The 21,324-nt window shown below is 35.7% G+C and carries 14 protein-coding genes and 1 tRNA gene; 10 read left to right on the top strand and 5 right to left on the bottom strand.

Annotated elements, in window-relative coordinates:
- Positions 1-267 precede the first annotated feature (267 nt).
- The 7 genes from M2372_RS21205 (at position 268) to M2372_RS21175 (ending at position 11,081) form a co-directional block, all read left to right on the top strand.
- Positions 268-588 (top strand): hypothetical protein, encoded by a 321-nt coding sequence (locus M2372_RS21205; protein WP_148060819.1) that lies wholly within the window; start codon positions 268-270, stop codon positions 586-588.
- A gap of 463 nt (positions 589-1,051) precedes the next feature.
- Positions 1,052-1,213 carry a hypothetical protein gene (locus M2372_RS21200; RefSeq protein ID WP_185018939.1) on the top strand — a complete coding sequence of 54 codons (162 nt, stop codon included), beginning with the start codon at positions 1,052-1,054 and terminating at the stop codon, positions 1,211-1,213.
- Between the two features lie 334 nt (positions 1,214-1,547).
- A tRNA-Asp gene (locus M2372_RS21195) sits at positions 1,548-1,621 on the top strand.
- Positions 1,622-2,241: 620 nt separating this feature from the next.
- A complete protein-coding gene (locus M2372_RS21190; protein ID WP_123321254.1) occupies positions 2,242-3,756 on the top strand; it encodes a reverse transcriptase family protein in 1,515 nt (504 codons plus the stop codon).
- A 44-nt stretch (positions 3,757-3,800) separates the two neighbouring features.
- Positions 3,801-7,142 carry a WGR domain-containing protein gene (locus M2372_RS21185; protein ID WP_123321255.1) on the top strand — a complete coding sequence of 1,114 codons (3,342 nt, stop codon included), beginning with the start codon at positions 3,801-3,803 and terminating at the stop codon, positions 7,140-7,142.
- A gap of 3 nt (positions 7,143-7,145) precedes the next feature.
- Complete coding sequence (locus M2372_RS21180; protein WP_123321256.1) at positions 7,146-8,801, top strand: SWIM zinc finger family protein; 1,656 nt, start codon at positions 7,146-7,148, stop codon at positions 8,799-8,801.
- Between the two features lie 537 nt (positions 8,802-9,338).
- Positions 9,339-11,081, top strand: coding sequence for an amidohydrolase (locus M2372_RS21175; RefSeq protein ID WP_123321257.1), 1,743 nt, complete (start codon positions 9,339-9,341; stop codon positions 11,079-11,081).
- Positions 11,082-11,138: 57 nt separating this feature from the next.
- Here the strand turns inward: M2372_RS21175 and M2372_RS21170 are convergent, their stop codons facing one another.
- The 3 genes from M2372_RS21170 to M2372_RS21160 all read right to left on the bottom strand — a co-directional run bounded on the left by M2372_RS21170 (position 11,139) and on the right by M2372_RS21160 (position 16,371).
- Positions 11,139-12,320, bottom strand: a complete 1,182-nt coding sequence (locus tag M2372_RS21170) for a phosphatidylinositol-specific phospholipase C domain-containing protein (RefSeq protein WP_123321258.1) — start codon at positions 12,318-12,320, stop codon at positions 11,139-11,141.
- Positions 12,321-12,339: 19 nt separating this feature from the next.
- Entirely contained in the window at positions 12,340-15,186 is a 2,847-nt protein-coding gene (locus M2372_RS21165; protein WP_123321259.1) for a TonB-dependent receptor, read from the bottom strand.
- Between the two features lie 135 nt (positions 15,187-15,321).
- Positions 15,322-16,371, bottom strand: a complete 1,050-nt coding sequence (locus tag M2372_RS21160; protein WP_115971811.1) for a helix-turn-helix transcriptional regulator — start codon at positions 16,369-16,371, stop codon at positions 15,322-15,324.
- Between the two features lie 141 nt (positions 16,372-16,512).
- Between M2372_RS21160 and M2372_RS21155 the strand changes: the two genes are divergently transcribed.
- The 3 genes from M2372_RS21155 (at position 16,513) to M2372_RS21145 (ending at position 19,372) form a co-directional block, all read left to right on the top strand.
- Positions 16,513-16,947 (top strand): hypothetical protein, encoded by a 435-nt coding sequence (locus tag M2372_RS21155; protein WP_123321260.1) that lies wholly within the window; start codon positions 16,513-16,515, stop codon positions 16,945-16,947.
- Positions 16,948-17,456: 509 nt separating this feature from the next.
- Positions 17,457-18,215, top strand: coding sequence for a response regulator transcription factor (locus M2372_RS21150; protein WP_115971809.1), 759 nt, complete (start codon positions 17,457-17,459; stop codon positions 18,213-18,215).
- A 113-nt stretch (positions 18,216-18,328) separates the two neighbouring features.
- Positions 18,329-19,372, top strand: a complete 1,044-nt coding sequence (locus M2372_RS21145) for a L,D-transpeptidase (RefSeq protein ID WP_115971808.1) — start codon at positions 18,329-18,331, stop codon at positions 19,370-19,372.
- Here the strand turns inward: M2372_RS21145 and M2372_RS21140 are convergent.
- Both M2372_RS21140 and M2372_RS21135 read right to left on the bottom strand, forming a co-directional pair.
- On the bottom strand, positions 19,365-19,892 hold the full coding sequence (locus tag M2372_RS21140) for a hypothetical protein (RefSeq protein WP_123321261.1): 528 nt from the start codon (positions 19,890-19,892) through the stop codon (positions 19,365-19,367). The two genes, M2372_RS21145 and M2372_RS21140, sit on opposite strands and share 8 nt — an antisense overlap.
- 5 nt (positions 19,893-19,897) lie before the next feature.
- Positions 19,898-21,232: a PDZ domain-containing protein gene (locus M2372_RS21135; RefSeq protein ID WP_123321262.1), complete on the bottom strand. Its 1,335-nt coding sequence runs from the start codon at positions 21,230-21,232 to the stop codon at positions 19,898-19,900.
- Between the last annotated feature and the right edge of the window lie 92 nt (positions 21,233-21,324).

The following is a 21,324-nucleotide window of genomic DNA, read 5'->3' as shown; positions in this document are numbered from 1 at the left end:
ACCGCCAAATACGATCTGTGGGGTAGAAAATCTGAATTCAATGATCCTTCCAATGGTGTTTATTATTATGAATATAACGGTTTCGGACAAATTAAAAAAGAGATAAGCCCCAAAGGCTATAAAGAATATGTATATGATGGCTGAGAGAACCTACAAGCGAGTATGAAGGTTTAGATGCTGATGATTCATTATTTCATAATAACTCTAAAGGATACATCAGGTTTGGTGAAATTGTACATTCAAATTTTTAACATTAAATATGATAACTTGTACACAAGAGGATATTTGGATGAAAAAGAAGTAAATATATACGAAAATTGGAATGAAATTTCTGATGATGAATATCGAAGATATGATAGTTATTTAGAAACTTCTGGATGTTTATTTAAAGTCAAAAATGAATTTATTTTAAAGTTCCTAAGAGCTGAGCAAAAATCATTGATAGTACGATGTATAGTATATAGACAACTTGAAGAGCGGAATTACAGAGAAAGAAATAGTGATAATAGAAACCAAGTAAAACTTTATTTAATTAAACAGGATGGTACAGTTAGAACACTCAGAGGAAGAGATTATAAAATTGGGTGAAAAATTAGTAAAGGAACCCGACTTAGAATATTCCACAAATATATTAGCAAGATGGATGTCACATTATATTGCTGAGTTAATTCAATATATTGACCACGCTGAATCCAAAGAATAAAAAAAGTATTGTAACAAGAATGCTGTGATATAATATTAAAAATATGGTCTAAAAAAGAAGACTTACCAATTACGAAACCTTTAGATAATTTGCAGTCAGTCATCGAGATATTACAAGTTCTAAATGAAAAACAAGAGTCAAGTATTTTGCCACGTTGACTCGGAAGAAATTGAAAATTACCTCATAAAAATCAATGGGCTTCTTTTGTGGACTTAGTAAAAAATAACTCTGAAGAAGTTTTTAATAAAGTTCTTCAAATGAATTTACACAAAGACTTATTAAGTAAAGATAGAGAATGGCTAAAAGAAAATAAAAAACAAGGTTAATTTCCTTGAACTTATTGATATTATGAGTGAAAAATTTCCCGCTGGAGCGATTGATTTAAATAATTTTGAGTTATCAGATGATAATATACCGAGAATAGAATTTATGTTTAATGAATTAGAAAATCTAATCAATGAACAGAAAAAGGAATTATTAAAAATAAATGACAATTCTTATAATCAATAATAAGATGATTATAGGACAAAAGAATCTGAATTCAAGAATAAATTCGCTGACATTTAAATTAATAATGTCTGTTTTAATAAGTTTAAAAATATTTTTGCGTTTGATATTCTGATATATATGCTTGTTTTAAATTAAAGTTAGCTAAAATTATTTGCAAAAAACAAAAAAAAACATATCTTTGCACCAGTTAAAAAGAAACGCTCCTATATCTTATTTAAGAAAGTGACCTATAAGATAAGAGGACTGCATAAAGCTTATGGATAGGGCTTTCCTTTAAAAAGTACAAGTCCCGTCCGGATCGCAGAAGTTTTCTCAATTTACTTAAAAAAAAATTGATCCGGTAGTTCAGCTGGTTAGAATGCCGCCCTGTCACGGCGGAGGTCGCGGGTTCGAGTCCCGTCCGGATCGCAAAAAGTCTTCTAGAAATAGAAGACTTTTTTTTATTTATACGCACTTTGGAAAAACAGATGTCATGTCAGGAGGGAACTTACCCTCAGAACTAAAGTCTGCTTTATTTTTAAGAAAACTAAAAATTGTGGTAAACCGCTGATGAGGTAATATAGTGATCTAGCCGCTTAGAAGTATCAATGAAATTGATTCTATCTTAGCTTCCTTAAAAATGTGATATCAACTTCTTAAAACTTTGCATCAGAATTAAACCCTTTATCTCCAACTTTTGGAAGTTCATTTCAGTCTAAAAAATAATAAAGAATTTTAAAATGGAATTGGATGCTATAACCAATTTTTTTATATATTTGGAAAAGATAGATCCTTGCTTTTCTTTTTAAGAAATGATGATGTTTCGTCATCGATGTAAAATTGCTTAGCATACTGCACTACATACTATCTTTAATGGTGAAATTGGTACTAGTGCGTGCCTTTTCAGTTCATTTTCCGGGAAAATAAAGGTACGCACTAGTACCATTTCTGGAGTTGATAGATATAGTTCTCAGAAGATACGAAGGTATATCCAAAAACAAAGCCCTATTCAATTGTAGGGCTTTTTATTTATAAAAATACACCAAATCATGTCACAAAGTCTCACCAGACAACAGATTTATGATCGTATAAAGGCATCTTCCAAAGACAGTTATATTTTGGAAGAAATGAAAAGGCTTGGTTTCTGGCAGGAAACATCCACGCCTTCTCTGCCGGAACAACTGATCCAAAAAGAAGCCGTTTTACAGCAGGAATTACAGGAATTACTGGCAAAAGACCGGAAGTATGGCAATCAGGAAGCAATGCTTCGAGAAATGCGTAAAAAACGGATGCAGGAAGCCAAAGCCAAAAGAGAAGTCACCAAACAAAAAAACGAACAAAAGCTACAGGATAAAGCTGATCACTGGAAAAGGCTGCAACAGCAGCAAATCATTTATCTTGGCGAAAATGTTTCAAAGGGGCTTCATAAAACCGATTCTGATACCGAAAAGCTACTTCAGTTTTCACTTCCTGTTTTTGAAAACATATTAGATTTCAGTCAAAAGTCAGGGTACAGCCTTTCGGTAATCAAATATCTTGCTTTTCACCGGAGAGTTTCAAAAAAATCTCATTATCATATTTTTGAAATTTCAAAAAAATCAGGTGGGAAAAGAAAAATTTCTGCTCCAAAATCACAATTGAAAGGTTTCCAGCAATGGATTCTGGATAATATACTGAATAAAATATCGGTAGGAGAGGTTGTTCATGGTTTCACAGCAAAAAAATCAATTGTTACCAATGCAGAACCGCATCTTGGTAAGGATATTATCATTAATATAGATCTTCAGGATTTTTTTCCGTCAATCAGCTATAAAAGAGTGAAAGGCTTATTTGTTAAACTTGGGTATTCAGAACAGCTGGCAACTATTTTCGCATTAGCTTGTACCCATGCTCATACAGAAGAAGCTCTGCTTGATGGTGTTAAATACTTTGTACATAAAGGAGACCGGTTTCTGCCTCAAGGTTCCCCTGCAAGTCCGGCAATCAGTAATAGTATTGCTTATAAGCTGGATAAAAGATTGCAGGGCTTAGCACTGAAATTAGGATTTGTATATACACGGTATGCAGATGATCTCACTTTTTCTACCAATGATGATAATGAACAAAACATTAATAAGCTTTTATACTTTGTAAAACAGATAATCAAAGACGAAAACTTTACGGTTCATCCTGATAAGCTTCACATCATGAGGAGAAAGCATCAGCAAAAGGTAACGGGAATCGTGGTGAATGAAAAACTGAATGTGGAAAGGAATAAACTGAGAAAATTCAGAGCCCTTTTACACAATATTGAAGTCAATGGATGGCAAAACCAAACCTGGGGAAAAGCATTTCATCTGATCAATGCCATTGAAGGGTATATCAATTTTATTAATATGGTAAATCCTTCAAAGGCGTTAATTTTCAGAGAAAAATTAAACATGATCATTGCAAAACACGGCAAACCGATTGTAGAAACCGGAAAAGCAATTCCTGAAAAGGTAGAAGTAATTGAAGTTTCCGAAATTAAAGAAAAAATAATAGCACCAAAAGAAGACAAAACCGATTGGTGGAATATTTTTTAGCCTGAATTCAATACATAATAACAACATCTTAATCCATAAGATAGATGAAAATCATCAAACAAACCAAGCTCTTTTTCCACGAGGGAAAATCAGATAAAGTTTACGAAATTGATCTTTGTGAAATTAATCCCGATGCCTTCATTGTCAATTTCCGCTATGGAAGAAGAGGAGCTGCATTGAAAGAAGGAACTAAAACCCCTGAATTTGTTTCCATAGAAAAGGCAGGGAATATTTTTGACCAACTCGAAAAAGAAAAAAGAAATAAAGGATATCAGTCTGAAGTAGAAGTATTCGTAGAGCTTCCTTCACTGGAAACACTGAATGTGGATTCCAAAGAAGGGGTTATGCTGAAGCGTCTGGAGGATGCCATACAGGGTATTAATTCTTTCAAAACAGAATGGAAAACTTCCCGTGTCATCTGGAAAGCAGCTCAAATGGAAATCAAAGAAGCCACTCCTTACATTCTGAAATTGGCAACAAAAGGGGATGAAATGCAGCTGTACGCTTCCATTTTTGCCATCAGAAGATTGAAAATTGTTCAGGCTTCCGAACTGCTTCACAGCATTGCACACAGTACAAGACATAAACAATACATCAAAAATGTTGCTTTTGATGCGCTTTTAACAATTAATGAAGGTTCGGAGCTTGAAAAAAATGTTTCAGAATTACTGGAAAGCTTACCATCTGAAATTCGATATGCTATTGATAAAGGAGACTATGAAAGTCTGAAAAAGCATTACACTGAAAAATTTTCCAAAAAAGAAAAAACAGATGAGCTGGTTTCTCTTTATCTTTTATCAAAAGCTTATCCATCTTTGGTTGAAATCATCGAAAACGTAATGTGGCAGATTCCGTTTGAAGTACCTTATTTTAGAAATATCCGGGCCATATACAAGCTTGCACGTTTCAGAGATGATGCTCAGATTCTGGGAATGCTTTCATTTTTATTCGAAAAGAAAACGCCAACGTTCAACAGAACGGCCAGTCTGGATAAAGAATCGTGGAATCAGACTCAATATTTCTATCAGTTCGGAGATTATATTAACGTAAGAAAAGAGCTTTCCCATAATGAAAGCCGATTGGCATTTTCAAACTTCACCAAACTTTATTTCCAGAAGAATGGTTTTTTCTATTTAAAAGAGTTGGGAAAACAAAATGAAGCAAAAAAATATTTAAGGTTTGCTGTAAATGCTCTTATCCAGTATTCTGATGAGGATTATACTTCTGCCAACAGAAGGCCTTTAAGCGTATATGGGACTTATGACTGGCAAAGCAGCAGATATCATTACACTGTAGTTGATTTCCCTGAATGTTATCAATCATTATTGCTTACTACGATACTTTTCGGGAACGATAGAACCCGTAAAATGGATTCCAGGCTTCAGTTTTATTTAAAAAAAGAAGAGTTCTGGAGCTCAGATTATTATTATCAGGAAAATAAGGTAACAAAAATAGAATCAGTAACAAATAGCAACCCGGTTTCTTCAGAAGACTCTTCTGTTAAAAAACAGGATGGAGCTTTAGGCAATATCATCAATACATTTAAAAATATTTTTGGTTCCAATAAAGAAAAGCAGACAGATCCTCAATCTATACAGGAAGAAGCTGTAATACAACCTGAGGTAAGCGCATCAAGGTCTGAACTTTATCCTGAATTTTGGGATGGAATGCCTGAAGCTTACATTCAGCTTTTGATGCAGGGAAAAATGGATAGGGTAATGAGATTTGCGTATGAAAATCTTTCTGTCCATCCGGACTACAAAAATCTGCTGTCGAAAATAGAACCTGAAATGATGATCCGATTGCTTAATAAGTCTTCAAAATATCCTCGAAATTTAGGTTTTGATGCTTTGGAGAAAAGAGAAACGGAATTAAGACAAAAAGAAAGTTTTGTAGCACAAATTCTAGTTTCCGGACACGAAAAAGCAAGAAACTGGGCGAAAGTGAACATTGAAAATAATACACAATATTTTCTTTCCTCTATAGATTTTATGGCGATTCTGGTGATGAATTCAAGAAAAGAGTCCAATGAATTTATCAATAATTTACTTCAAAAAGCATCTTTATCGGAAGACAGGCAAAAAGCTGTGCTTGGAAAAGTAATCGTACAATTGATTGCTCTGGAAAATAACGAGGAAAACGATAAAATCGCAGAAGCAGCTACAAAAAAACTCAAGATAACGGCTTCTTCTAATTTTTCTGAGATCAGTTGGGATATTATTGCCCAATTATTGACTTCTCCGTTGAATAATAACAGGTTTTTAGCCAGTGAAATTCTACTTTCCAAGTCCCAGAAATATCCTGTTACAGAAATCCCAATTTCAATTATTGAGCTGCTGTTAAATAATGAAAATGAATCCATCAGGCAAAACGGGATTAGTCTTTTGCAGCAATATCCGAAAGAAGAGATCGGGAAAAACTGGCCGCAAATCCTTCAATTGCTTTCTTCTGGTTACAAAGAAGTTACAGAAAGTGTTCTTTCATTGAACGATCGATTTGAGTCCCAGCCTGAAATTCAGCAGCAGACCATTGGAAGACTGTTTGATGTGTTGATGGCCGAACAGAAATTTGAAAATTCACATCAGTTATTCCGTGATTATCTGGATAAAATGATTGTGAAATATAAGAACGATATTCCTGTAAAATGGATGATCAGATTAGTGTTTGCGAACAGTGTGAAAAATCAGCTTTTCGGTTTCGAGTTGCTTAAAAAAGTAAATGATGACAGTAGATTCACCTTAAAACAGGTTATAGCTCTGGCCAATCACGAATTTTTGGAAGTAAGACAGTGGTCCTGGAGTTTTTATAAAAATAATGTGGAAAGAATCAAATCAGACAGGAATCATGCCTTGGGAATTCTGGATGCAAAATGGGATGACAGCAGAGCGTTTGCTTTTCACTTCTTCCAAACCGAATTCACAGAAGAAGATTGGGATACCGATTGCTTAGTAGGAATTGCAGATTCTGTACGTCCTGATGTGGAAACTTTCGGTAAAAATCTCATTATGAAATTCTTCAAAAAAGAACAGGGATTGGAATATCTCACAAAATTGAGCCAACATCCGAGCCAGAACATACAGCTTTTTGTGACTTCTTATCTTGAAGAATATGCAACAGATAATCCTGAAAAACTTAAAGAGTTGGAATTTTACTTCCGTTCTGTACTTTCAAGGGTAAACCGGGCGCGAACTGCCAAAAACAGGATTTTCACTTTTCTGGAAAAAGAAGGAAGAAAAAATACGGAATCGGCAGAAATTGTCAGTAAAATTTTAGACGATTTATCAGCAACAACAGCTATTCAGGATAAAGCTAAATGCATCAATATTATTTCTGAGCTGAAAATGATTTATCCTCAACTGAATGTTCATCTTCAATTAATCTCTTAAGCCATGCAATTCGATTATAAATTTCATAAAGATACTGCGGTTACCAACTCTGCAACGAGTACGCAGATGAGCTTTTCACCTGATCTGCAAAGAGACCCTACATTTTTTGTGGGTAAGCTCAATAAAAAAATACCTTTCAGGGAAGCGATTTCAGCTTTGCATGATGTGGTGGTTTCCGATCTTCGTTTCAAACCAAAGGATAGAGAGGAGTACAGAGAATGGGTTGCAGAACAGGAAAAACTTTGGCTGAGTGATTATATGGCGGAATTTCAGATAGAAGAAGTCCGGAAAAGAATGGCGGAAGTAAGAGGAGAGCTGGATCATGTTTATAAAGAAAAAAACAGGGTGTTAGGTCCTTTCAATATTGCGAAAAAGGCTTACTTTGATTATCTGTATCAAAAAGATAAAGATGCTTGGTTTGTTCTTGATCCTGTTATTACGGTACATCCTGATGAAGTTTTCTTTGAATGTTTCAGTCAGGACGAATCCACTTACGGAAAACTGAGCAGCAGCTATAATGTTTTCACAGAAATCAACGAATTCAAATGTGGAACCACCAATATTGATTATTCAGCTGCACTTTATAATGAGTTCCAAAAGATAAGAGATTATAAGGATACCGAGTTTAAAATTGATCCTTCAGGGTTTGAAGCGCTTATTACAAATGAAGAAGTTTACAAAGAAGAAAAAATAGATTTACCTGATTCCTGGGTTCGTGGATTTTTACAGGTAAGCTCTGCAATGACTTTACCAGCCACCACTTTTGATCTTCATCCGATGGATATTTTCAGTATTTGTCAGTATCTAAGAAGGTTTAAAGAGAAAAAAGGGCCGAGAGCACTGCGTTTTATTCTTGAGCCTGGAAAACCTATTCAGGCCGTTTTTGAGCCATGGTATGAAGTTTTAACCTTTCACCGCTCTATTTATAAAGGACCGGAAAGCAAGACGATCAGAATCTGGGGGAGAAGAAGGTTGCTGATTCTGGAAAGATTAATTCCTATCGCTCAAAATTTCAGAGTGGTTTTGCTGGGAAATGGGCTGCCTTCATTTTATATTGCAGATCTTGGAGACATGTCCTTTACACTGGGACTTTCAGGCTGGACAACCAATGACTGGAGCCGAGCCGGAAATTTTGATCTGATGGCTCCGAGAGGGCATGTAGATTTAATGACTCAGGAAAAAGTGTTTAATGCTTTAAAGCAAACATGGTTCGGAACTCCTGATGAACTTTCAAGAAAGCTGAATCTGGATACTGCTGTTATTTCAGCTTCACTTACCTCTTATACACAAGCCGGAAGGGTTATTTATGATCTTAATTCAGGCTTATATAGAGTTCGTGAACTGACTCAGGAACCTTTGGATATGAAACAGCTGCGCTTCTCCAGCCCGTTAGAAGAAAAAGCGGATCAGTTCATTTCCGAAGGGAAGGTGAAAATTGATTACAGTATAAAAAATGAGGTGCTCCATATTAAGGGAACTATAAAAGAAAATAATTTCACTCACAAAACGGAAGCTTTTGTCGATAAAGACCAACGTTTAACTGATGGAAACTGTCAGTGTAGTTTTTATAAAGCAAACGGTTTGAGACAAGGGCCTTGCGAACATATTCTGGCGACAAGAATGATGGTGAGCAGAAAAGGTTCAGATATTCCGGGATAATAGATTTCCACGGAAAATTCCGGGCAATACTTATCAAAAGAAAAAGAAAGTCTTCTATCATTGGAAGACTTTTTTATTGGTATCGGTTTTATGAATTTTTGAATAATAAGGATTTTAAATCGTTTGTTGTATTGTGATTATTTTAATCATATAAAATTATTTCTATTAATATTTGTAATTAATTCTACAAATTGTTTTAAATTTATTTTTTAATTTCTTTTATTTTTGTAAATATTGCTTAGCCGTTAAAAGTGAAAGTTCCATGGAAAGGAATTTGTAGATCTGTGTTTAATTAAATTTAAAAATCAGACCAGCTTTAAACTAAGAAAAGATCACCCTGGATTGTAGGATCGGCAATATCATTTTCTTTTTTATCATTCTCAAATACTTTCACGGAACACTCTCAAATAAATTGATGATGATACTAGCCTCCTGTATAATGTTGATTGTGAGGTGACTATTTATTGTTTAAAAAATTAGTCCTGATAGTGGGACGGTTTAATAATAAAAAACTAATAACAAAAATCAAAAATTGACATGAAAAAGATTAAGTTTTTTCTGTTGAGTATTGCTCTTGCCGGTTTAATCTCCTGTAAGAACTCAACCATTACGTACAAAGACATTACGGAAGCTACAGGTAATGGCGTTATCTATTTTGGGGGCGATATCCTCACGATGGCAGGAGATACTCCAAATTATGCTAAAGCGGTATGGATTAAAGATGGAAAAATTGCTTATATAGGCAGTTTGGAGGAAGCAAAAAAACAGGCTCCGGACGCAAAATTGGCAGATCTTGAAGGAAAAACTCTAATGCCTAGCTTTATTGATGCTCACAGTCATTACATCAATTCTTTAACGGTATCAGATCAGGCAAATGTTTCTCCTAAGCCTATTACTGATGGAAAAGGTGATAATGTAGATGAAATTATTGCCACCATAAAACAGCTTAAAGATAAAGGGAACATTCCTAAAGATTCTCTTATTCAGGCGTATGGTTATGATGATACAAAAATGCCGGATGGAAGATTGCTGAACAGGGATGATCTGGATAAAGCCTTTCCGGATAATCCTGTTATAGTAGGACATATTTCAATGCATGGGGCGGTATTAAACTCTAAAGCTCTTAAAAGATTTAATATTACGAAAGATACTCCAACTCCAAAAGGAGGTGTGATTGTAAGGGACAGCAACGGTGAACCTTATGGTTTAATTATGGAAACTGCCTATTTACCGATCTTTGACAATTTACCGAAACCTAGTCCGGACCAGCAGATTGCGTGGTCAAAAAGAGGTCAGATGTTGTATGCAGAAGCTGGTATTACAACAGCTCATGATGGAGCTACCAAATTTAATGACCTGGAAATTATGAAAAATGCTAATAAAGCAAATGTGAATATGATTGATATTATTGCATTTCCCTTTATTGGAGATTTGAAATCTATTTTGGCAAAATACCCTAAAAAAGATTGGTTGAAATATGATAATCACCTTAAAATAGGAGGCGTTAAAATTACAATAGACGGTTCTCCTCAGGGTAAAACAGCTTTCTTTAAGGATCCTTATCTTACGGGAAGCCCTAGTAATAAAGATGACAAGAATTGGACCGGAGAGCTTACCTTTTCACAAGCTGAAATCAATGCTATGGTTGGAATGGTGTATGAAATGGAAGTTCCTCTGAATCTTCATGCTAATGGGGATTCTGCGATTGCTACCTTTCTGAAAGCTCATGAGATGGTGGCTAAACATGACCTTGGAAAAGAGAGACATGTGACAATGATACATTCTCAGTTTGTGAACAACAAGCAGTTGCAGAAATATCCGGAATATAAAATTTTACCTTCATTTTATACCTTGCATACATACTACTTTGCTGATGCACATATTAAAAACAGAGGAGCTAAGCAGGCTGCGTATATGAGTCCAATGAAAGATGCGATAAAATTGGGATTAAAGCCAACCAATCATACAGACTTTGTGGTTCTTCCATTGAATCAAATGATGGTGCTTTGGTCCTCAGTCAATAGAATTTCATCGGATAATGTACCAATAGGTCAGGATCAGTGTGTTACTCCTTATCAGGGGCTTCAGGCTATTACGATACATCCGGCTATTCAGTATATGGAACAGGCTACTAAAGGAACTTTGGAGAAAAATAAGCTTGCAGACCTGGTCATTCTGGATAAGAATCCGTTAAAAGAGGGTAAGATGAAAATTAAAGACATTAAGGTCCTTCAAACCATTAAAGAAGGAAAAGTGATTTACGATAAAAATAAAGTGTAAAAGATCAGCATAAAATATTGTAAAAAGCCAGCTCTGGAAACAGAGCTGGCTTTAATTTTATTTACATGAGCTGTTGACAGGGTTATCAAGGAAGTCTTTTCCTTGAGGAGGTTGCACAAAGTAAGGAGTACCATAGGTGTTTCCCGGACGGAAAAAATCTGTGGAGACTACTTGTGCTCCGCTACTGAAGGCTGCTTTAGATCGTGTAAAATCATTAACCTTGGCTTCATAGGTTTCAATATCTGATCTTGTTCTTACCATATATCCCTGTTTTACCAGGTTCTGAATTTCTTTTTGTCTTACAATGGCATTATCCCTTAATATAAATCCTGCGAAAGAATCCTCAGGTTCACTGTTCAGAAACATCACTCTTTCTTTCAGTGAGCCGTTTATAAGATAAGGATTGTTTTTAGATGACAAGGTTCCTGCACTTCCCGGCAGCAGCATAAAGATGAATTTCCCTTTGCTGTCATTCAGTTTTGGCCAGTTATTATGGGTGACTGCTTCTTTTAAGGTGTTGTATTTTCCCTGAACTTGTATTGGGGTAATGATCTTATCTTTTCCCAAATATTTTACAATTTCAGCATCCAGATCATCATAAGCCTTTTTATCAAATGCTAAAACCTTTGTCCTGTTTTCAAGAATAGGAAACCCTGAATCTTTTGCTTCAATCATCATAAAGACAGGGGTGTGTCCGGGATGTTGGTCAGACCATGTTCTAAGTGTTGTAAGGGCATCTTTTAAAGTAGGATAATGGGTTCTGAAATCAATATCAGCCATATGCAACACTTTAAATCCAGGCTGATCCAATCCTTTGGTATTAAAAGAAGCTAAATCTGTTACTCCTTTTGATTTTAAAGCTTCATATGAGGCGGGATGGCTGAACCTATTGCCTTCCGGATCATAATAAACATCTATTTCCAGACCGCGCAGATTGGCATTGAGCTGTTCTGTAAAATCAGGATGGTTATAGTTCAAACCTTCTTGGATATCCATTCCGTTAGGATGATATTCCTTGAACTTTGCTTTCTGTTCTTCAGACATCATACTGTCATATTTTTGCATCATCCCTTTAATGATTGGGCTTACCATATCCAAAACTTTGGAGTCTGCAGGCTGAGCGTATGAATTATGTGTTCCCACAATCTGCAGTTGATTGATCTTTGGATTCTGGCATTGGTTCTGTGCCTGTAATAATGCTGTCATACAAAATGCAGCTCCATAGATATACTTTTTCATTGATGAATAAATTTTTTGATTAAAAATTGTAAGTGAATCCCATTTGTCCACGCATCCCTGAGTAGGACATATTTTCTACACGGTCTTTAGTTCCCATATAATAGCGGTTGGGTTCATTGAAAATATTGTTAAGCTCTAAAAATAACCGGACATTTTTTGAAATACTGTATGAAGTAGAAAGATCTACAGTGAAGTTTTTATCAAAATACTGATAATGATCTGCCCCTGCAGCAGCTCTAATCTCGCTTACATAATTACCTTTGTAATTACCGGCAACACGAAACATCAGTTTACTAGTTTCATAAAATAAGATGGTATTGAAGATATGTTTCGCCTGATTAGGAATTGTAGTGGACATGGTTCCTGTCTGCTGTCCGTTTTCATAAATCGGCATATTCATTTTGGAAGAGATATAGGTATAATTCCCTTCAAAACCTAGATTCTTCAAAAATCCGGGTAAGTTTTCAAAACGTTTGGAGATCCCCAACTCAAAACCGAACAGTTTTGCTCCTTCAAGGTTTTTAGGAGCGGTAAAGGTGTAGGTTCTGCCTCCAATATCTGCCACTGACTGATCTTTATAAATGAGATTGGTAATGTCTTTATAGAATACTCCGGCGGTAATCAGATCCAGTTTTCCAAAGTAGTTCTCGAACATCAGGTCAAAGTTGTTGGAAAATGTAGGATCCAGTTTAGTATTTCCCTGAGTGATGGTGTTAGTGATATCATTGACGATGGTTCCCGGATTCAGGTCATTGAAATCAGGTCTTGCAAAGGAACGGGTATAAGCCAGCCTTAAAATACGGTTACTGCTGATATTCCATTTCATATTGACCATAGGAAGTATAACATTGTAGGTTTTACTGTCTTTAATATCTTCCGTTTTATGATCCTTATCCGAAACTACTTTTTTACCCCAGAACGTAATATCATTGTATTCATTTCTGAAACCTCCCAGTATCTGAAGCTGATCGGTCACTTTCCATGTTCCCATCATATAAGCAGCCCATACGTTTTCGGTTCCGCGGTAAGAGCTGGTGATATTGGAACTGCTGTCTTTACTGCTTACCTGCATCAGTCCTAAACTGTTCTGTGTACCGGGATTGTACATCTGATCAATCTGTCCGTTCGTAATCTGATCCATGATAACAGGATTGTAAGGATTTCCAAGAGGATTCATAAAACCTCCTTTATATGGGAATGCTTCACGTTCAAGCTGGCTCATAAAAGTTACCGGAGCTCCGGGAATTCCAAGTGCGGATTTAGGCATCCATACCAGTAAAGAACTGTCTACATTTTTATTCTTATTGTTATATTTTGTCCCGAATTTAAGTTCAAAATTATCAGAGACTTTATATTTTAAATCCACCTGGCCTCTAAGGTCTGTTTCACTGTTGTGATTCTGACTGAGGATAACCTGATTTAATTTCAGTTTATCCGCTGCTATAACCTGTTGGTTATAAGGTAAGATGTAGCTTCCGGTATCTCCGATGCCATCAGGAGCGTCCATTGCCGTATATTTTCTTCCATCTGCAGAAAGATTTCCATAGGTCATTGGCTGTACAAAATTGACCATAGGATAGCCTCTCTCATTTCTGTCAAGATTTTCCGGAGAATTGAATCTGAACTCTGAACGGGCTTTGGATAAAGACCAGTTTACTTCCAAACGTTGTCCCACCTGATGATTTCCACCCAGCTGCATAGAATAGAGGTCTGTGAGATAATCTGCATGACGGGCCTGAAGGGTTACATTTTTATTATCAAAATTAAAATAGGTTTCCCTTACGGACTGCCCATCCTTATATTGGCTGTATAAACCTTTAAAATATAATTTATTCCTGCTGTTGATCTCATAATCCAAACCTAGATTAAATCCAAGTGTTCTTCGGTTTGCCAGGTAATCACGGAGCTGAAGCTGATTGATAGAGTAGGAGGCTGTTTTGTCTTTCAAACCATAGTTAAAAATATTTCTCATCTGATCTATGGCAGTAGAACGTTTCCAAATCACGGCAGAAGAAATAAATTTCAGTTTGTTGGTAATTTTGTTGCCATAAACAATGGAAGAGTTGTACGTTGGGGATTTCGACATGTTAACATATCCGGAAGACATACTGATGGCTAAAGTTTCTTTATTGGGGGAAGTTTTGGTAATAAAATCTACATTTCCGCCAATGGCATCACCATCCAGATCCGGAGTTAGGGCTTTAGATAAACGAACATTCTGGATAAGTTCTGAAGGGAAGATATCCATCTGAACTCCACGGTTGGCATTGTCACCACTTGCGCTAGGCATTCTATTACCATTTAAAGTAGAAGCTGTCCACTGTATAGGAGTTCCTCTTACCGCTACAAAGCGTCCTTCACCCATATCGCGTTCAATAGATACTCCCTGCATCCGTTGTACCGCATCTGCTGCATTACGATCCGGAAGTTTCCCAATGGCATCGGCAGAAAGCACTTCTGTGATGGTGTTGGAGTTTTTCTTCATTGTAATGGCTCTGGCTTGTGAGGCTTTGTAAACACTGGTGACCACTACTTCCTGAATACTGTTTTCTTTAGGCTTACTTCCAAACTTAACCAATCCAAGATCTACCTCTTTTTTGTCTGTTACATTGAAAGGAATGTAAACAGTATCATAGCCCTTGTATTCTACAACAAGCCTGTAACTGCCATCATGAACATTATTCAAAATGAAGGATCCGTCGGTATCGGAAGTAACCTTTTGACCACTGTTTTCAATGTAAACCAGAGCATTGGGAAGATTTCCCTGACTGTCTATTACAGTTCCGTGAACTGAGGTCTGTGCAAAGGCTAAAGGGCCTAAAAGAAAAAATGCTGCTTTTGTTAGAAAAAGACTTTCTCGTGACATCTTAGTGAAATTTTTACAAAGATGCCGGCTCATCAAAAAGTTTTAGTTCATTTAAATTTAAGACAACCAATTCTGCTGAGTTCGAGGTGAACTGTATTGTAAATCAATGGGTTGTTAATATTAAATAATTGTAAATTAGTGAATAAGCTGAGAAGGAAGACAATCAAATTCCTTTTTAAAATACTTATAAAAAGTTGATTTGGATTTAAAACCACATTGAAAAGCAAGATCAATGACACTGGCAGACGGATCCTCTGATAAGATTTGTTTAAAATGTTGAATCCGGTTTCTGTTGGTGTACTCATGGAAATTGGTGCTGAGGTGCTTATTAAAAGTAAGACTTAGATCTGCTTTACTTATTTTTAAATGGCTGGAAAGTTGATCCAAAGTAAATTCTTCATCCAGATAGATATCACTTTCTTTATAAAAAGAGATAATTGCATTTTGTAATGTGTCAAAATCTATTTTTGAAAGGTCTTTATATTGATAGGTTTCTTTGGGAACCTGAAAGGGAGATGTATTTTGCTGTTCCAGCAGCCTGTGCTGGTACGTTAAAATATAAACGTACAAAATCCATCCAAACTGGAAAAGAAATAGAAGACTGTAGACCTTCTGATAGATTAGTGTATCCCAGCCCAATTGATAAACCGTCCAGAAAACCAGTACACCCATTAATACATAACAGACCAGATAGCGGAAATTACTGGCCACAGGATGAGTGATGCTTTTACGGTATTTTGTAAGAAAATAAATACAGGTAATAAGACATGCTACCCAATAATAGCTATAATAAGTAAAATAAGCCTGGTATGACCTGATAGCAATATCTGCCCAGGACAGATCAAAGATTTTTGCAGATAAGGCAATGGCATGATGAACAACAATTAATGTAAGAGGAACAATCAGATATTTAAGTTTGTCTCTCCATTTGGCATGAATTAAATAAGTGGTAATATATAAAAAAATAAGTCCTTTAAAAACCCGGAGACTTCCCGGAATTTCATAAAGAACAGACTCATAGCCGAATCTCTGAATAATGAAATATTCATATCCCATATCCAATGCAACCACTCCGATATACAGTATCAGCATGTTCAGGACAGATTCCCTGTTTTTAATGAGATAGAGTAATAGGGTTAGGGTGATAAGTGCCTGTAGTACAACTACCATAATGATGTATAACATGATAACTGATATTTTGTCAAAATTATAGATAATATGGGTATGGTATCTTTAACAAATTATTAAATATCAGTCAGAAAACAATCAGGTATATTTTGTAAAATTGAATAGTTATAATTACTTTAGCATTTAAAGCGGAATTTGATGTCAAAAAAGAAGTTCATATTATTATCAGTATTGAAGACCTGGTTTTTCTCAACCATTATTTCAACCATTCTTCTCATTGTATTTATGAACCTTACTAAACCCGAGATGGGGGAACATCCAAGAAACTGTGATATGAGTGGATTGGCTTATGGTCTGGTGATTATCTGGATTTTATTTTTAAGTATTGTTTCATTCAGTAGTCTGTTTTCACTTTTAAGATCTTTTCATAGCAAAATGAAAACGTTTCTGTGTTGGTTTTTGCTTCCGATTCTTTTTATCATCTATTATTTCTTTATGATTACGGAAGGACAAAAAATCAATGGAGAGGATATTCTGTTTTTTCTGATTACGAATCTGCCCTGGTTTGCAATTTGGATTTTTTATTATTGGAGATTTGGAACTCTTTATTTCAATCATAAAATTCAGTCATAGAGATAATGGGATCTCTTTCTTGGATTATGAATTGAAAAGGTAAATATTATATAAAAAAAAATTACTGTCTGATAGGACAGTAATAGTAAAAATCAGTGATATGGTGTGCTGATCAGTTTGTAATTTAAAGCAGAGATTTATGCTGTTTAAAAGGCTGATCTTTTGAGCTGTTTCTATTCGGTCAATTATTTAATATTTAGTCTGAATTAGGTGTCATTGTCTGAGTTATTTTACGATAAAAACTTGACGAATCAACTTTGTTTGGACCGAATTTCTGCAGCTTCTATATCATGGTTATTGATGACAAAAGTTGGTGTTTTTTGATAGCCTGTATGTGATGTTTTTCAGACTCATCCTGATGATGCGGTTCTGAAAAAGGTACAATCATGCAAATCATTTGCAAATGTATATCACGGTATTTTGAGAATCGCTACACTTTTGTGTAGATTTGTGGGATGAAAGCTAAAAACTATCCTTTAGTGTAGTCGTGAAGAACGCTTTTAAAAAATATGGAACAGATTAACAGGTTTTTCAACGAAAAAAATGAGGTCAGTAAAGATGCTGACATTGATTTAAGCCAGGGTGGTGATTATCTGGAGGCTATAAAAGCACTTGCCAGAACCACATACCAGAGTTTGTATGTCATCAACTATCAAACTAAAGGGTTTGAATATGTCTCAGAAAATCCTCTTTTTTTATGTGGGAAAACGTCAGAAGAAGTAAAAAATCTGGGGTATGCATTCTATTTTCAGAATGTGAAACCTGAAGATGTGGAAATGCTGATTAAGATCAATGAAGCAGGATTTAAGTTTTATGATAAGATTCCTATAGAGGACAGGAAGCTGTATTCCATTTCCTATGACTTTTATCTTATCAATAGCAAAAAGAATATGATCCTGGTGAATCATAAACTTGCCCCTATGTTCCTTACTGAAGACGGACAGGTGTGGAAGGCTCTATGTGCTGTTTCTCTTTCTAATAATACTTCCTCCGGGAATGTAGTACTTAGCAGAGAAGGCTCCGATGAAGTCTGGAAGTATGATCTCACAGCAGATAAATGGGAGAAAAGTGAAAAGATAAAATTGTCCTCACGCGAATATGAAATTTTAAGCCTGCATACCAGTGGTCATACGATCAGCGAAATTGCTGACAAGCTTTTTATTACGGCAGATACGGTGAAGTTTCATCGGAAAAAACTTTTTGAAAAAATTGGAGTAAGCAATATTGCAGAAGCATTATCTTATGCTAAAACCAATAAATTACTGTAGATAAAACTTATTAGGCACCGTTTTTTTACGGTATTTTTCAGAATGTCTTTTAGGATTCAATTTTAGGTCTGATATTTGTACTGGGTAGCCAAACTAAATGACCTGTTTTATTTATGAAGAACATATCTGTGAAAAAATCATTTCTATACGCCTGTTTCTGTGCAGTATTTCTTGTTTCCTGTAAGAAAGAAATAGAAAAGATAAGCGATACTTTTAAAGATACCGTTTCTGCTTCTGAGACTCCTGAAGCAGAAAAAGACTCTATAAAAAAAGATTCAGTACCTGTGGTGAAAAAAGAATCAGCTCCGCCGATGATGCAGGAGAATGGTTTTTATAATGCCTTTGTCCTTCCAAAAGACAAGAAAATGAGGGATTCTGTATATGCGGAATTCAGTAAAAAATATGATGAGAAGGAACGTACTGCTATTTTAGCCTTAAACAGGCTGGATTCTAAAAGCAAATGGAATGCCGATACGCTGGTGGTTCCTGCGAAAATAGATACTACTCTGATGGCATATTCGCCGTTTCCCATGCAGCTTGATGTATTAAGCGGTGTGAAAAAATTTGTGATCTTTTCATATCCTATTCAGGCTTATGCTGTGTACTCCAATGGAGGTCTTGTAAAATGGGGGCCAACGAGTATGGGAAAAAAAGCAGCACAGACCACAAGAGGACTTACTTTTGCCAACTGGAAAAAGAAACTCTCTATTTCTACAGTCAGCAGTGAATGGAAACTTCCTTATAACTTTAATATCCACAATATAGGTGGTATCGGATGGCATGAATATACACTTCCGGGATATCCGGCTTCACACTCTTGCTTAAGATTATTAAGAAAAGATGCCCAGTGGCTGTATTCCTATGCTGATACCTGGATCCTGAATCCTGGTGGGGCCACTACAAAAGCAAGAGGTACTGCAGTAATGGTATTTGGTGACTATAACTGGGGTGGAAGAAGACCATGGAAAAAACTTCTTGATGACCCTAATGCCAATAACATTTCTGTAGAAGAGCTGACGAAATTGTTGGAACCGGATGTTCCTAAAATGCTGAAGGAACAAGCCAACAGAGAAAAAGTAGCCGATTCTATTAAAACGGCCAAAGCAATGGCTACTCCAATTCAGAATGAGAGACCTACAGATACTTTGTCTAAATAATCTTCTTCTCAAACTGTAAAGTGGATTCCTCAGCAAATTGTCTTAATTTAAGCATTTCATCTTTCCCTTTATGCTGCCCGAACCTTGCAGCAATATAAGTAAGAAGAATAAAAAATAACATGACAAAAGAAGCGCTCAGTGCCCAAGGGTATTCAGCGCTTTTTATTTGTTTTTCTACGTAATACATGGTAAAGAAGGTCATCCAGAAAATAGAAAAGGTAAAATAAAGGAACATAAAGAATGTCCAGACTGCAGAGCTGGGGCCAAAAATTCCACGTATTACTGTTTCATCATCTTCCATTTCAACACGGAGGGCAAGGCGGGGTTTCCAGTAATTATCATCCTTCGTTTCCACCCAGATAGTAGCTACTTCCTTATTGATATTACCGGAGAACTCATTTTTATGTTCGGCGAGATATTTTTTCAGATTAACAGCATACTCTTCCTTGGTAAGATGGGTAAACATCTTAAATCTCGGGCGGGTTCTTATTTTGTCTAAGGTGGTTTCTTCGGTTGTCATACTATTTATTCTTGATAAGGAATTGGGTCCTCCAAATTAAAACGGAAAGTCATTTCTTTTTCCTGTCTTTGAATAATCATGGTGATGGTTCGTCCTTCAGATGATTTCATGGTCTCAAGGATGGTCTCAAGCTTCATATCTGAAGTTTTATTTCCATTGATGCTGATGATCCTGTCATCTTTTTTTAACCCTGCTTCATAAGCTGGCGAATCTTTTCTGATCCCAGCAATGGAAAATATAGGTTTCAGACTGAATTTATACTGAAAGGAGTCTTTATATACTTCGGTGGCATTACTCGTATTATCTGTATGACCCATTGTTTGGGTTTCAATTTGAACTCTGTCCTTTTGCCATTCCAGTCCATCCTGTTTGAAATCCAGTCCACTCATATTAAAATGAAAAGGATCATCAAAATTTCTGTTTCTCTTCAAATATAGTTTATTGTTAGCATAATCAAAAATGATGGAAAACCGCCTCATGATTTCGCCGCCTACAGAGCCCTTCCGGTCTTTTACCAATTTCACATGCTGAATGGAGAATTCATCAGGCATTGCTGTAAGAGGTTTGGCAAACTTAAAATCGTTGATATAAAAATTATGAATTCTGCTTCTTTTACCATAAATATCTCCATTGAATCCACGGCCGAGAAAATCATCAATATTAGGTCTGTTATAAACAAAATCTTTGATAAGAGTAGGGAAGAGCCAGATGGCATCACTGTTTCCAAGATCGATCAGCAGTTTTGAGCCTTTCTTTTCATTGGTCATTTCTACATCAGCAATAAGATAAGGTTTATCTTTTTCAATGCTGATCGGGACTTCATCAAACTTTCTGATCTTCTTTTTTAAAGAATCTATATTTTCGTAGACCGTTATTTTTTTAGAAATATAATCAATGGCGATAGGATGGTCCTTAAAGAAATGATAGCCGATAACACCGTTTACGGGGATTCCAACATGGGAAGAAATATTGAATTCCTCATCAAGGATCACATAAATAGACATGGAAGTATTAATGATCTGATCACCGACCCTGGCAAGATTACGCTCAGACTTTAACCCATCGATACTTAAACTTCCTCCAAGACCTGAGAATTTTATTTTTTCAACATTTTCCAGTTTAATTTCTTTATTATTCAGGCTGAACAGAATGGTTTCTGCTACTCCCGTATCCAGCATAAAGGTAAGGTCAGCTCCATTAATATTGACAGGAATGAAAATCAGATTATTGATAAGCTGAAAAGGAATAACCGTTTTGTTGGTATTGATCAGCCTGAAAGTGTCCTGGGCATTAATAAAAATACCTAATAATAAACCCAGTAAAAGAAGCTTTAGTTTCATTTACTGAATTTACTGAATTTATCTTTATTGTAATAAAAAAACATCCCAAATACAGGAATGTTTATATAAACTACAATGAATTATTGTTTTGT

Source organism: Chryseobacterium sp. BIGb0232 (genome assembly GCF_024810195.1).
GTDB classification, from domain to species: Bacteria; Bacteroidota; Bacteroidia; order Flavobacteriales; family Weeksellaceae; genus Chryseobacterium; species Chryseobacterium pennae.
This window is presented reverse-complemented; position numbering and strand designations above follow the sequence as displayed.